The following is a 14,324-nucleotide window of genomic DNA, read 5'->3' on the forward strand; positions in this document are numbered from 1 at the left end:
GATTAGAAGATTATGGTTGTCAGCTTAACCGGTGAATTTTCCAGATACCTGATTTTCGTTTGAATTAATCCGCCTCGTAGAAAAAATTGTTCGAATCGTTAAAGACAAAATAATCAGGTCAGTTCCTAGCGATATGTTTTCCACGTACCACAAATCATAGGCAAATTTTTCATCCCAGCTGATTGAATTTCTTCCGTTAACCTGTGCCCATCCTGTGATTCCGGGTTTTACAGCATGTCTTCGCGATTGATTTTTCGTATAAAGGGGTAAATATTCCGGAAGCAATGGCCGCGGTCCAACAAGACTCATATCACCAATCAGGACATTCCAGAGTTGCGGCAGCTCGTCGAGAGAAGTTTGACGAAAAAATTTTCCAAGTATGGTTAATCTTTGCGAATCCGGGAGCGGGATACGGTTTTCGTCATTCAAATCCCTCATCGTTCGGAATTTGATGATTCGAAATATTTTTCCGTTCAAGCCCGGCCTGTATTGGCAAAAGAAAGGTTTTGTCTGACTAAAAAGATAAATGAGCAGGATCAATAAAAGAAAAAGCGGAGACAGGATGATTAGTCCTGCCGCCGCCATAATCACATCTATGAACCTTTTACCAAAATTTTTATACATGTCAGAATTTATTAAGATGAATTAATAAATTTCAGACAAGCAATTTTCAATGAATCAATTAATACAAAGTCGGGAAATGGGATGGATCCGTTTCGTGCATCATGCCATAAGCTACTTCAACAATATCATCCATGTTCGGTTTTGTGAAATAATCACCATCCGAACCATATGGAGGACGGTGTGGTTTTGCTGAAATCGTAACCGGAGCGGAATCAAGCCATCGGTAAGCATTTTGCTTTTCCAAAACTTGCTGCATCATATACGCCGAAGCACTTCCGGGAACATCTTCATCGGCAAAAATAACACGGTTTGTTTTCTTAATCGATTCCAAAATCCGGCTGTTAATATCGAATGGCAATAATGTCTGCACATCAATGACTTCGATTTCAATTCCCAGATTATGTAATTGCGTTGCTGCCTCCATAACTATACGGCACATGGAGCCATAAGTAACGACAGTAACATCTTTTCCTTCGCGAAGAGTCTCCGGCTCGCCAAGCGGAATACAAATTTCCCCGATATTATCCGGCAGCATTTCCTTCTGACGATAAGCGTTAAGCGGTTCAACAACCAAAGCCGGATCGTCTCCTTTCATTAAAGTATTGTAAAATCCGGCTGCCTGTGTAAAGTTTCTCGGGACAATTACGTGCATACCACGAACGCTGCTGAGCATCGTGCCCATCGGAGAACCCGAGTGCCAGATTCCTTCCAGACGATGACCTCTTGTTCGGATAATCAAGGGCGCTTTTTGCCCTCCCGCAGTACGATAACGGAGACTTGCAAGGTCATCTGTGAGCGTTGCCAGAGCATAATAGATATAATCAAAATACTGGATCTCAACAATCGGGCGCAAACCACGCATGGCCATACCAATTCCCTGTCCAATAATCGTTGTTTCGCGAATTCCGGTATCAGTAATTCTCAATTCACCGAATTTTTCCTGTAAACCTGCCAGTCCCTGATTTACGTCACCAATCATTCCGACGTCTTCTCCAATCGCGAGAACGCGCGGGTCGCGGGCAAATAAGGCACTAAAATAAGAACGGATCACTTCACGGCCGTCAACGGTTAAACTTTCGTCTGAAAAAACAGGATTGACCGGAGGGACATTCAGAGGAGATAAATCAGATTCGCTATATAGCTGCGAATTATATCGGTGCGCATTTTCTTTAAGTGCATTTTGAAGCCATTCCTGTAAAACAACTCTGGAAGGCGTATTTTCGTTACGAACCGTCCGAAGTGCTTTTCTCACACTCACAACATTATCGCGGCGGACCGGATAGTATGTCTTACTTAATTCCGAAGCAATGCCGGATAATTCCTCTGAAAAAATACTTTCTTTCGCCGTAGTTTCCAGGAGTCCGATGGTTTGCTGATGTTCGGCGTCGAGGTCTTTCCGGTAAGCTTTCCAGGCCAGGTTGCGCGATTCTCTGGCTGTTTCTTTCGCATCATTTTCAATGCGTTCCAGCTCTTCGTCCGTTGCATAACCATTCTTCAGAATCCAGTTACGGAAATGCGCGTTGCAATCACGTTCATTTTCCCAGTGGAGTCGCTGTTTGGATTTATATCTTTCATGCGAGCCGGAGGAAGAATGCCCTTGCGGCTGCGTTAGTTCGGTCACGTGGATTAAAACAGGCACTTGTTCCGTTCTGCATAATTCCGCCGCCTTTTGATATGTTTCAATTAAAACCGGATAATCCCAGCCTTTCACTGTAATAATTTCAAGACCGGCTTCCTCTTCATTTCTTTGTAAACCACCCAACGCTTTTGAAATGCTCGATTTTGTAGTTTGGTATTCAATCGGTACAGAAATACCATATCCATCATCCCAAACAGACATCAGCAAAGGAATTTGTAAAACTCCTGCCGCATTCATCGATTCCCAAAACATACCCTGAGACGTTGATGCGTCACCGATCGTAGCAAAAACGATCTCATTTCCTTTGTTAGAAAATGTTGTTAAATTTTGAATGTCTTTGTTAGCACGATAAAGTTTCGACGCATATGCCAAACCTAATGCACGAGGAATTTGCCCGGCCGTCGGGGATATGTCACATACAGAATTGAAAAGTTTTGTCTGGTCAAGCCAATGGCCATTTTCATCCAGCCAGCGGGTTGAAAAGTGACCGTTCATCGAGCGGCCGCCCGTATGCGGTTCATGCTCCAAATCAGCATGTGCATACATTTGAGCAAAAAACTGCCGCCAGGTTAAATTTCCCAGATAGGCTTCAATGGTCTGGTCTCTATAATATCCTGAACGAAAATCTCCTAATTTGAAAGCTCTTGCCAATGCAATCTGAGCCACTTCTTTCCCATCTCCGAATATCCCGAATTTGGACCGGCCACCCATTGTATCCTTTCTCCCCAACAAGCTTACCTGCCGACTTTCACAAGCCAGGCGGTAGTCGTCTGTTATATTTTCTTTACTCAAAACACTGGTACCGGTCAAACTATCATTTAGAAGCATAAGCAAACGTTACGGGTTGAAACCGTAGTTAAGTTACATTTTTTTATAATGCACGCCAAAATTATGCAGGAAAATAATAATCATAACAATGAATCATAATAAGTTTGAAAGCATTGTTAATATAGGTTAATGTTTACTAAATTTCGTTTTAATAATTTAATCTTGTTATTTAATTTAATTTTACACAATTAACAATACCACTACAACTATGAAAGTATTCTTTTCAGCGCTGGTTTTACTTGTTGGTTTGACCACAGTTAGTTTTGCTCAGAAAGGTGTTTTGAAGTTCAAAGAAGAAACACACAAGTTTGGTAAAGTACCACAAGGCGTTCCTGTAACGAACGAATTCGTATTTACAAATACAGGTACTGATCCTGTTGTGATTTCTAACGTAACGGTATCTTGCGGATGTACTACGCCGGTTTGGTCAAAAGCACCTGTATTGCCAGGGAAAACTGGAATAATCAAAGCAACTTTTAATGCTGCTGCTGCTGGTTCTTTCAACAAGCCTGTAACTGTTTTCAGTAACACAGAAGGCGGATCTATTACTTTGTATTTGAATGGAGAAGTTGTTGCCAAAGACGCAAAAGCTTCAACGAAGTAACATTTCTTTAAAAGATTATAATGAAGCCGGCCCGCAAGGTCGGCTTTTTGTTTTTTCAAACTAAAAAAACGAAAAGCCCGAGATCAATTTTCAACCTTATGCTAAAAGCTAACAGCTAAACACCAATAGCTCAATTAATATGCTGCGCGATCCTGGAATGAACGTCTTCTGGTAAGTTTCAAGTCCTGAAGAATACTTGATTTTACTTTCAGCAGGAAGTTGTAATTGCTCACACGTGAAGCGCTTCCGGCGAAAGGCGTCCAGCTGAAGCTCATATCCCAGCAGTGTAAATCGCGGTAAAGTGTCAGCGTTGTGATAGAAGGTTTGAATGCTGTGAAGTCAAAACCGGTGGTAACACTGATTTTAAAATTAGTTGATAAACTTAAATCACCAGTTGCGTTAATAGTCTGAATCAGCTGTGCATTGGACAAACCAGGTTTGGTAAGTCCAAAGTTATAATTAAGAGAAACATTCCACGGAATGCTAAAATCAACATACAGGTCAGCATTTCGCTGAATAAATTCCTTCTGATCTTCTGTCGCCGTAGTATTTGGTCCGGGTGTAACTCTTTGCTTATCCTTGCCTTTTGGAGAAAAACTCGTCCCCAGCGTAAAACCTAAATTTTGAAGATTTGCCAGTCCTTGTCCTTTTGTTATTGCAAACTGATTTATTTTATAGCCTGTTTGGTTGGCCGATCGTACCGTCGGATCCAGCACATAAGCATAAGGGTCCAGGTTTGCGTTAAAGTTCAGATTTAGATTTTTACCAATTCTTGCATTCGCGTTGACTGTGATATTTGAAAGTTTCAGAGAGTCAGCCAAAAGGTTATAACTTCCGCCAAAACTAAGGTTATCCAATAGCGAAACCTTCTCAAACTGCGCCGCTGCCGTATCACTTTTTGATTTCAGTTTCATCTCGAAAGAATTATTCAGACTGAATGAAATGACACTGGAAGCTCTTCCATTGCTCACACCATTTCCAACCCCACGATAGCGGGATAATTTCTGGGTTTCGCCAAGTTCGTTGATCTGCACGGTTTGATAAAAGCCGTAGTTGTCGCCCGTAAAATCGGGAGTGTAGCTATATGAAAGCGTTGGGATTACGGTATGGCGAATTGCTTCAAGACGTTTTCCCCGTACAAAAAATGTACCATAAAAACGCGTATTCATGCCTGCACCAAAGGAATAGGCATATTCATTGCCGACTTTATTGATGGTGTCAATACGAACTGTATTACCTCCGCGATATGAATATTGGTATTGTTTGGTATAGATCTGGCCAGTTAGTGATAAGCTTGGTGTAAGGTTTATAAAATTTAATATTTTAAAGTTTGGGAGTGAGATCGGCAAACTGTAACGTCCTGTGAACTGAGCATCTTTTGCAAACTGCGGTAAATTGTCCAGGTTAAAAGGAAGCACCGTCGGCAATGCGTTGCCGGCAGTATCTATCGTCGCTCTCAACTGATTGCCCACCCGGAAACCGAGGCGCGAATAAGTTGTATCAATGGAAGTAAGCGAGTTTGTTAATGTATAGTTTCCACTAAAATCCAACCCCAGACGGAAACTGTCATACCATCTGGCACGACCGCCGTTTAATGCAAAAGGAGCAATCTGGTTTACCCCAAAACTGAAATCGGAAGAAATATTGGTAGTTCCGCCTTCACGCAGCTGCGTTGTGGGGTTTATCTGTCCGAAGTTTTGATTCACACGTAAACTGGCAGCAGCACGCATATATTGTCCCAAAGTTCTGTTGTATTGCACCGAGGAACTTGCGACGTTAGAAATATATCTGGACGTATTTTGTTCCTGCAACTGGTTATAACTATTGCTGCTAACATTCACGTTTGCAGAAAAAGTTGAGTTGCCGCGTGGCTTCGGCGCGTGTGACCATACCAAACTAAAATCATTGGTTCCCCCCACACCAACAAGATTCTGAATTTCGTCACTTGATCTGTTTTTGTTGAAGCGGAAGGAAAAATTTCCTGTATACTGATAACGTCTTGAATAAGAAGTAGCCAATCCCAATCCCCAACTTCCTGTTGAATAAATTTGACCCGTTACCGCAGCGTTTATATATTCACTGATTGCAAAATAATATCCCCCGTCACGCAGATAAAATCCGCGGCCGTTCGGTTCTTGTCCATAAGTTGGGAAAATGATACCCGAAGTTCCTGCTTCTTTCTTTTTTGGAAAAGGGAAAAAACCAAAAGGTATGACAATTGGAAGCGGCACATCTGCTATAACCAGATTGAAAGGCCCGGAAACCACCGACTTTTTGTCCACCATTTTTATCTTTGGTGCATTGATATAAAAGTGCGGATGTGTAAGATTACAAGTTGTGTAAATAGATTTTTGAATGTAAAAATTGCCTTCAGTATCCTTTTTGACACGGTCTCCCCTGACATTTCCATCACCCTGCTGCGTGACGATCCCACGGATAATCGCTTTTTTAGATTTGAAATTGTAGCGGATTTCCTTTGTATTATACATCTCTGGCCCGTCCTGGAAAATAGGTTCGCCGATCATTTTTTTGCTCGTTGAATCGTAATCTCCATGCGCCATCACCTCATTTGTTACCCAATTCAGACGGATATAATTTGCTTTTAGGTTGATCGTGCCATAATTTACCTCCGCGTTACCATAAAGATGGACCTGTTTGAGCACAACATCCATGATTGTAGAATCTTCGGCAGTATATTTGACAACGTTTTGAAGGTCGTCCGGATTAGAAGTAGTGTCAGTTGCGGCAGAATCAGCCAGGGCAATACCGTTTCTAAGTCCTAGTGAATCCAGGGCTGTCGAATCGCTATTTATTAATGTATCGGCTACGGCAACAATATCGCCGGCTGCCTTCAATACCAAAGCAGGTTTCTCTGCCGCCGTAGGCGCAGAATTTTTAGATTTGGCTTTCGACTTAAGAGGATCTTTACCGGATCGTTTTGTGCGCTGCTGGACACATGCCATTGTGCCAAATATTAAAAACGCAACAAGTCCTAACGATATAATAATCGCCTTTTTTTTCAGTTCTAACAAATAGAGTATTTTTGCATAACGAATGTCAAAATTAGCAGAGAAACTCCTAAAGAATAACGCCGTAACTAAAAAATAATGTTAAAAGTTCTTAAAATCTTAATTGCAGCGAGTTGTATGACCCTGAGTCTCGCTTTTGCCTTTAAAGAAATACCAGCTTCTGCCAAAGTACAAAGCAAGGTTAATGTAGTCGTCATTGATGCCGGTCACGGAGGTCACGACATAGGAACTCGCGGCCGGAAGGCGAAAGAAGCCAATGTTGCATTAAGAATAGCCCTGGCGCTTGGAAAAAAAATAAAAGCGGAAACACCGGATGTCAGGGTTCTTTACACACGGGATTCTGACGAATTTATTGAATTAGCTGAGCGTTCTGCTTTTGCAAACAGGAATAATGCGGACCTGTTTATTTCAATCCATTGCAATTCTACACCAAATTCACACTCGGTTAGAGGAACTGAGACGTACGTGATGGGGTTACACAAGACAAACGGTAACCTGGAAGTTGCAAAACGGGAGAACTCAGTAATTTTAAAGGAAACGAATTACAAGCAAAAATATAAAGGCTTTGATCCGGACTCTCCGTTGGCGCATATTATGCTTGCCAATTATCAGAGCGCATTTATTTCAAGCAGTCTGCGTTTTGCTGATAGTGTGGAAAGAAAGTTTCAATCAGTTTCCGACCGTTCCAGCCGTGGGGTAAAGCAGGCAGGATTTCTGGTATTGTGGAGAACGACAATGCCAAGTGTTCTGATAGAGACAGGATTTTTATCAACGCCGGAGGAAGAAGAGTATTTGAATTCTGATGAGGGCCAGGATGAAGTTGCGCAGTCAATTCTGGAGGCATTTAAGGTGTATAAAAAACAGATGGATAATTAAGATTTCAAAATTAAAATCCGTTATGACATCGGTCTCATAACCGTTTTGAAAATCAATTTTTTGTAAACATTTATATTATTTTGAGCTTAGGACGGAAGTCGCGGGCTGTTTAATACTCACTTCATGAAGCTATCTAAAGAAGCAAAAGTCGGGTTAATGGCTGTTTTGGCAATGGTGTTGTTATATTTTGGTTTTCATATCCTAAAAGGCTCCGACGTATTTTCAAGAACATATAAGTACTACGTGATTTATGATAATATCGACGGACTTACGGCATCTAACCCTGTCTTATTGAATGGTTTAAACGTAGGACGTGTTCAGGAAATAAAATTATTACAAGATCAGAAGAATTATTTGTTGGTAACGCTCGACGTACAAAAAGGTATTGTTCTTCCAAAAGGAACTGTTGCGCTGCTTGCTGATGGCGGGTTATTGGGAGGCAAGGTTATCCACTTATCAATTGGCAGTTCTTCCGTTAATTTACAAGATAATGATACGCTGATCGGAAAACGTGAGGCTGGGATTTCTGCACTTTTACAAGAAAAAGCTTTGCCGCTTGTTACACATGCGGACTCCTTGGTGCTGAATCTTTCAGCCGTTGCCGAAGGTTTTGAAGAAACCGGAAAAATCCTTAACCAGATGATACGTAATTATGATCAGACAGGAAATGAAGTTCAGGGACTGGTAACTGAAAACCGCAAAAATCTTTTGGTGATAACTTCCAATCTGAATAAATTATCAACATCTTTGGTTGAAACAGAAAAAGGTCTGAAACCGCTTCTGGACAAAACCGGATCGCTTGCTGATTCACTTAATGCATTACGACTGGGAGAAACCGTTCAAAACGCAAATCGGACTATCTCTGAACTGCGCAAGCTGCTAGCCAGCGTAGAATCTGGAAAAGGGACCGCAGGGAAACTTATCAAAGATGAAACGCTTTATAATAATCTTAACAGTACAATGGTTAGTCTGAATAAATTAATGACTAATTTACGCGAACATCCAAAACGTTACGTCCATTTATCAGTTTTTGGTAAAAAAGACAAGGGTCCGTCTGAATCGCTGTTAGACACGACAACAAAAATTAAATAGAAGTTACAGGTTAAGGTTCAAATATAGAGAAAGTCGTTTGCGTCAGCAGACGACTTTTTTGCTTTTGATAGCAAAGGTTCCAAGAAATTTCTATCTTGAAATTGAAATAATGATGTTTCAAATACATTTCATCAGGTTATGGCAATTCAGGAAAACACACGACAGCTTATCGAAAATCTTAATGAGCAGTATGAAAAAGTAAAACTGGGCGGAGGACTAAAAAAAATTGAGGCGCATCATAAAAAAGGAAAACTGACAGCGCGGGAGCGGATAGATTATTTAATTGATGAAGATTCTTACTTTCTGGAAATCGGTGCTTTTGTAGGTGACGGAATGTATGAAGAAGATGGTGGTTGTCCATCAGGTGGCGTCGTCGCCGGGATCGGATATGTCGCTGGCAAACAATGTGTGATTGTGGCCAATGATGCCACTGTTAAAGCCGGAGCCTGGTTTCCTATTACGGCGAAGAAAAATTTACGGGCACAGGAAATCTCGATGGAAAATCTGTTGCCGATTATTTATCTGGTCGACAGTGCGGGCGTATATCTTCCCATGCAAGCCGAAGTATTTGCAGACAAAGAACATTTCGGCCGTATTTTTAGAAATAATGCAAAAATGTCCGCCATGGGAATTGTGCAGATTTCCGCTATTATGGGGAGTTGTGTTGCCGGTGGGGCTTATTTGCCGATCATGTCGGACGAGGCTATGATTGTGGAAGGAACCGGATCCGTATTTCTTGCCGGCCCTTATCTTGTAAAATCATCTGTTGGAGAAGATGTGGATGCAGAAACCTTGGGCGGAGCTGCTATGCATTGTGAAATTTCGGGTGTTACGGATAATAAATATCCGGATGACAAAACTTGCCTGGACGCAATTAAAAGACATATTGATAAAATCGGGCAGTCAGCCATAGCAGGTTTTGACAAGAAAATGGCTATTTCACCTGCCAGATCTCCCGAAGACATTTATGACATTCTCCCTGTCGACCGGCTCAAACCTTATGACATGAAACAGATTCTAGAATGCATTGTGGATGCTTCCGAGCTTGACGAGTATAAACCTGATTATGGGAAAACGATTATCTGCGCCTATGCTAGGATTGAAGGTTGGGCCGTTGGCATTGTAGCAAACCAGCGGAAAATGGTGAAATCAGGAAAAGGTGAAATGCAGATGGGCGGCGTGATTTATGGAGAATCTGCGGATAAGGCTGCAAGATTTATTATGAATTGTAATCAAAAAAAAATCCCATTGGTTTTTTTTCATGACGTGACCGGTTTCATGGTCGGAAGCCGGGCGGAACAAGGTGGAATAATTAAAGATGGGGCAAAAATGGTCAATGCTGTGGCGAATTCTGTGGTGCCAAAATTCACATTTATCGTCGGCAATTCGTATGGAGCCGGCAATTATGCCATGTGTGGAAAAGCATATGACCCAAGATTGATTTATTCATGGCCAACGGCACAAATGGCGGTTATGAGTGGTGCTACGGCTGCAAAAACACTGGTTCAAATTCAAACGGCAACTTTAAAATCACAAGGAAAAGAAATAACACCGGAAGCAGAACAGGAATTATTGAGTCAGATTACGGATCGTTATAATGAGGAATTATCGCCATACTACGCCGCAGCCAGACTTTGGGTTGATGGAATTATTGATCCGGTCGAAACCAGGAAAATAATTTCTATCGGTATTGAAGCTGCCAATCACGCGCCTATCAGAGAGACTTTTAATGTTGGGATTATTCAGGTTTAAAAAAAATAACTTTATAGGACAAAAAGAGAGGTCAGCTCATTTAAAAGCTGACCTCACCATTATGCCGTAACGGCTATTTCTTCAATTAACCTATGATTGTTCTCTGATTTCAAGAAGCATATCATCTGTAATTTTATTAGTTTCTTTAAAGTCTGAAACTTTCTCAGTAAATGAAACGTGTAACGCTTCAATATTTTCCAGATTTTTGTAGGCACCGTCATAAATTTCAGTCAGTGAGGCATCCAGGCCATCAGCGTTGACATTCATATTTTCGGTTTCTACCTGGCCAATTTTTTTGATAACGGCCGTTTCACTATTTTTCAAATCTTCGATTTCGCGAAGAATTTTTTCCATTGCTTTATACTTCTCAATCTTATCCATAATTCGCAAGTTATTGTTTGATAGTGATATTGTTAAAATATCGTACCAAACCTAAATCGGGAAAATAGTTATTTCCCCACATTGGTCGTCAATCTTGGAATAACAAAAATTTCTTTCTGCCTGCCATTGATAAATCTAAAACCGGTTTTATCAAAATAACCATCTTCTTCAAGCATCACGCGTATGGACTTTTTCCATTCGTCAATTTTAACTGCTGCATTTAACTCAATTGAATAAGCAGTGTTCTCATATAACGGATAGTCACCTGGACCTTTCACGCCTTTTTGCTGATCCCACAAACCGATCGTCGGTCCGGCAGCATGGCCGTGTGATCCTATGGGATGTGTATAAATGGATCCGTTTATTCCTTCTTTTTCAGCCTGGGTTAATGCATCCAGAAGAATCTGGTTACCCGTTTTTCCGGATTTAAACTGTGAGACCAGAATATCCTGAAGACGATTTCCGGTAGCAAACGCCTTTCTTAAATAGTCAGGAACTGTCGTTTCGTTTGGTTTAAGGATATAAGCATGTTGCTGCTGATCAGTATTAAGGCGCAGGTATGTTATCCCAAAATCACAGTGCAGCAGATCTCCTGGCAAAATCACCTGATTTCCCGGGCGTTTTGAAAATGTTCTTAAATGGTCAAATTTCTGGTCATCTGCGCGCTGAATATCGATGGTCGGATGAAACCAGGTTTCCAATCCCAGGTCTGTAACGCGTTGTCTCAAAAACCAGACAACATCATCAATCGTCGTTATCCCAGGCTGAATCACTTTTTCTGAAAATGCCTCTTCAATAATTTCATGAGAAATCCGGCAGATCATCGGGTATATGACCATTTCCTTCTCTGTTCTGGTTTCCAGCCAGCCAACGGCCAATTTTTCTGCTGAAACAATTTTTGACTGAAATTCTTTTGGAAGTTTTTGAAGGAATTCTTCGTGTTCGTTATAAGTCAGACCATCCGCATGTCCGTAATTTTTGGAGAAATTGAGCCCGATTTTCTTCGGATTTTTTTCTTTAATCACTTTTGCAAGCGCATCCCATTGATCCGGATTCGAACTGATATCCCATTCTCCTTTCAATAATGTTCCCACATCATATCGGGCAATTGCCAGTTTATCAAGTGGTTTCCCGGCTCCCGGATCGAAAAATACCATAACCGTCCGTCTCCGCGCCGAAAGCCAGGTGCTCGGAAGCATCGTTTTCATCACCGGATCCTCATTGTATTCTCTCGAAATAATGACCCACATATCAATTCCTTCACGACGCATTAATGTTGGAAGCAAATTTTCAATCCTGTCTTCCAGAATATCATCGACGGCAATGGAGCGTTCTCTTTCGGTAAGAATTATCGGGACAGACTGGGAATAAGTGGTATTTGAAATGAGAAAAATCAATAGAAAGATATAGAGAATAGAAGAAGTCCGGGACATTGACAACAATGAAGTTAGGTAGATGATTGAACAATATAATAAATGTTGATTGTAAAATTAAATAAGGTGTGTGCTTATATGTTAGAGACAGGCCGTTCCCGTCTTTGTACCATTATGAAACAGATAAAATATTTTTCCGGCGTTCTTTTTATTGTTATCCTTTTAAGCTTCTCCGGCAATTTATCGGCGCAAGCTGATGAGCAGAAGTCCATTTGGAAAGGTTTTGAAAAGATTGAATTTTCATTCCAAAATACAAAAGCCTGGTATGTAAAACCTAGGCAGGCATTACCCGGAAATCCATGGGTCTGGCGCGCACATTTCCCAACCTGGCACACAGAAATGGACAGTATTTTGCTGACAAGGGGATTTCATGTTGCCTATGTTAATACCAATGATCTTTTCGCACATCCCAAAGCGATGCAGGTTTGGGATGCTTTTTATGATTATCTGGTGAAGGAAAAACAATTTGCACCAAAAGTGGCGTTGGAAGGCGTTAGTCGCGGAGGTTTGTATGTCTATGGCTGGGCAAAAAGAAATCCTGATAAAGTTAGCTGTATCTATGCCGAAGCACCGGTTTGTGATCCGAAAAGCTGGCCGGGAGGAAAAGGCAAAGGACAAGGTTCGCCAAAAGACTGGACAAGCTGGCTTGAATTAAATAAGCTTACGGACGAAAGTGCAAAGACCTTTGATGATATTCCGCTCAATGATCTGGCCGGTCTGGCCTCTTTTAAAGTGCCAGTTTTACATGTGATCGGATTGAACGACAAGATCGTTCCGCCGACGGAAAACTCCGATATTTTAATTGCTAACTATACAAAACTTGGAGGACCGGCCGCTGTTATTCCCATGACGCGCGGAGAACAAGCTCTGGAAGGCCACCATTTTCCCATTGAAAATCCCGAAAAACTTGCCAATTTTATATATGACAATAGTGTGCCGGTTTTAAAACCACTCCCGCATACGCCATATATCGAAGTCAATCGCGGTTTAGCCAACGCCTACAAAAAATTCAAAACTACAAAAAAAGGAACCGTAGCATTTCTAGGCGGTTCTATCACGCATAATCCGGGATGGCGCAATAAGACTGCGAAATATTTAGAGGAACATTTTCCTGAAACTGAGTTTACCTTTATTGCGGCCGGAATTCCGTCGTTAGGAAGTACTCCGCATGCTTTCCGTTTTCAGCGTGATGTCTTGGAAAAAGGTATACCCGATCTGCTTTTTCTTGAAGCGGCGGTTAACGATAGAGGAAATGGTTTTAGTGAAAAAGCACAGATAAAGGGTCTGGAAGGAATTATCCGCCAGATGTATGCCAAAAATCCAAAGGCAAATGTCGTGCTGATGGCCTTTGCTGAACCAGCTAAAAATGCCGATTATGATGCGGGGAAAGAACCAGTGGAAGTTGCTGTTCATCAAAGAATTGCTAAACATTACGGTGCTGCTTACATCAATCTGGCGCGGGAAGTTTATGACAGGATAAAGGCCGATGAGTTTTCATGGAAATATGATTTCAAAGATCTGCACCCGTCGCCTTATGGACAAGAAATTTATTCTCAAACGATTAAGGAATTATTAAAACTGAATCCGGGAAATGCAACCACAGAAATTGCGAAGCTACCCGTTGCTATTGACAAGTTTTCTTACGAAAGAGCAAGTTATCATCCTGTGGCGAAAGCCAAAAAATTAGATGGTTTTAAGATTGATCCGGATTGGAAACCTGCTGATAAGGTTTCCACAAGGCCTGGTTTTGTTGATGTTCCGATGCTGGTTGGAGAAACTGAAAAGGCATCTTTCGAATTTGATTTTAAAGGTCGTGCAGTTGGACTAGCAATAATCTCTGGCCCGGATGCCGGGAAAATTTCGTACTCAATTGATGGCAAAAAAACGCAGACACTGGATTTATTCACGCAGTGGAGTACGCAACTGCATTTGCCATGGTATTTGATGTTGGCCGATGAGCTTTCATCGGGAAAGCATACTTTGAAGGTAAATATTGCTCAGGAGAAAAATGAGAAGAGTAATGGAAATGCTTGCCGGGTGGTTTATTTTTTGGTGAATGAGTGATA

General features: G+C 41.4%; 10 protein-coding genes. 5 read left to right on the plus strand and 5 right to left on the minus strand.

Annotated features, from left to right (window positions below; genetic code table 11):
- Window positions 1-24: 24 nt before the first annotated feature.
- Together L0657_RS15010 and L0657_RS15015 are read right to left on the minus strand one after the other, a co-directional pair.
- Window positions 25-624, minus strand: coding sequence for a sugar transferase (locus L0657_RS15010; RefSeq protein WP_235151617.1), 600 nt, complete (start codon window positions 622-624; stop codon window positions 25-27).
- Between the two features lie 58 nt (window positions 625-682).
- Window positions 683-3,091, minus strand: a complete 2,409-nt coding sequence (locus tag L0657_RS15015; protein WP_235151618.1) for a thiamine pyrophosphate-dependent enzyme — start codon at window positions 3,089-3,091, stop codon at window positions 683-685.
- Between the two features lie 208 nt (window positions 3,092-3,299).
- On the opposite strand from L0657_RS15015, the gene L0657_RS15020 reads away from it, so the two are divergent.
- Window positions 3,300-3,695, plus strand: a complete 396-nt coding sequence (locus L0657_RS15020; RefSeq protein WP_090340212.1) for a DUF1573 domain-containing protein — start codon at window positions 3,300-3,302, stop codon at window positions 3,693-3,695.
- A gap of 134 nt (window positions 3,696-3,829) precedes the next feature.
- Here the strand turns inward: L0657_RS15020 and L0657_RS15025 are convergent, their stop codons facing one another.
- Window positions 3,830-6,658, minus strand: a complete 2,829-nt coding sequence (locus L0657_RS15025; RefSeq protein WP_235151619.1) for a putative LPS assembly protein LptD — start codon at window positions 6,656-6,658, stop codon at window positions 3,830-3,832.
- A gap of 144 nt (window positions 6,659-6,802) precedes the next feature.
- On the opposite strand from L0657_RS15025, the gene L0657_RS15030 reads away from it, so the two are divergent.
- The 3 genes from L0657_RS15030 (at window position 6,803) to L0657_RS15040 (ending at window position 10,444) form a co-directional block, all read left to right on the plus strand.
- Window positions 6,803-7,600 carry an N-acetylmuramoyl-L-alanine amidase gene (locus L0657_RS15030; protein WP_235151620.1) on the plus strand — a complete coding sequence of 266 codons (798 nt, stop codon included), beginning with the start codon at window positions 6,803-6,805 and terminating at the stop codon, window positions 7,598-7,600.
- Window positions 7,601-7,723: 123 nt separating this feature from the next.
- Entirely contained in the window at window positions 7,724-8,692 is a 969-nt protein-coding gene (locus L0657_RS15035; protein ID WP_235151621.1) for an MlaD family protein, read from the plus strand.
- A gap of 138 nt (window positions 8,693-8,830) precedes the next feature.
- A complete protein-coding gene (locus L0657_RS15040; protein WP_235151622.1) occupies window positions 8,831-10,444 on the plus strand; it encodes an acyl-CoA carboxylase subunit beta in 1,614 nt (537 codons plus the stop codon).
- A gap of 90 nt (window positions 10,445-10,534) precedes the next feature.
- Here the strand turns inward: L0657_RS15040 and L0657_RS15045 are convergent, their stop codons facing one another.
- Both L0657_RS15045 and L0657_RS15050 read right to left on the minus strand, forming a co-directional pair.
- The gene (locus L0657_RS15045) at window positions 10,535-10,825 is read right to left on the minus strand and encodes a hypothetical protein (RefSeq protein WP_234648251.1); all 291 of its coding nucleotides are present in this window, start codon (window positions 10,823-10,825) and stop codon (window positions 10,535-10,537) included.
- Window positions 10,826-10,893: 68 nt separating this feature from the next.
- Window positions 10,894-12,258 carry a M24 family metallopeptidase gene (locus tag L0657_RS15050; RefSeq protein ID WP_235151623.1) on the minus strand — a complete coding sequence of 455 codons (1,365 nt, stop codon included), beginning with the start codon at window positions 12,256-12,258 and terminating at the stop codon, window positions 10,894-10,896.
- Window positions 12,259-12,372: 114 nt separating this feature from the next.
- On the opposite strand from L0657_RS15050, the gene L0657_RS15055 reads away from it, so the two are divergent.
- Complete coding sequence (locus tag L0657_RS15055; protein WP_235151624.1) at window positions 12,373-14,322, plus strand: SGNH/GDSL hydrolase family protein; 1,950 nt, start codon at window positions 12,373-12,375, stop codon at window positions 14,320-14,322.
- Window positions 14,323-14,324: the final 2 nt, after the last annotated feature.

Origin of the sequence: Dyadobacter sp. CY345, assembly GCF_021502725.1 — a bacterium.
Classification (GTDB): Bacteria; Bacteroidota; Bacteroidia; order Cytophagales; family Spirosomataceae; genus Dyadobacter.

Coding starts and splice junctions, on each gene's coding strand:
- L0657_RS15010 (WP_235151617.1), bottom strand. CDS start 624: ATGTATAAAAATTTTGGTAAAAGGTTCATAGATGTGATTATGGCGGCG.
- L0657_RS15015 (WP_235151618.1), bottom strand. CDS start 3,091: ATGCTTCTAAATGATAGTTTGACCGGTACCAGTGTTTTGAGTAAAGAA.
- L0657_RS15020 (WP_090340212.1), top strand. CDS start 3,300: ATGAAAGTATTCTTTTCAGCGCTGGTTTTACTTGTTGGTTTGACCACA.
- L0657_RS15025 (WP_235151619.1), bottom strand. CDS start 6,658: ATGGCATGTGTCCAGCAGCGCACAAAACGATCCGGTAAAGATCCTCTT.
- L0657_RS15030 (WP_235151620.1), top strand. CDS start 6,803: ATGTTAAAAGTTCTTAAAATCTTAATTGCAGCGAGTTGTATGACCCTG.
- L0657_RS15035 (WP_235151621.1), top strand. CDS start 7,724: ATGAAGCTATCTAAAGAAGCAAAAGTCGGGTTAATGGCTGTTTTGGCA.
- L0657_RS15040 (WP_235151622.1), top strand. CDS start 8,831: ATGGCAATTCAGGAAAACACACGACAGCTTATCGAAAATCTTAATGAG.
- L0657_RS15045 (WP_234648251.1), bottom strand. CDS start 10,825: ATGGATAAGATTGAGAAGTATAAAGCAATGGAAAAAATTCTTCGCGAA.
- L0657_RS15050 (WP_235151623.1), bottom strand. CDS start 12,258: ATGTCCCGGACTTCTTCTATTCTCTATATCTTTCTATTGATTTTTCTC.
- L0657_RS15055 (WP_235151624.1), top strand. CDS start 12,373: ATGAAACAGATAAAATATTTTTCCGGCGTTCTTTTTATTGTTATCCTT.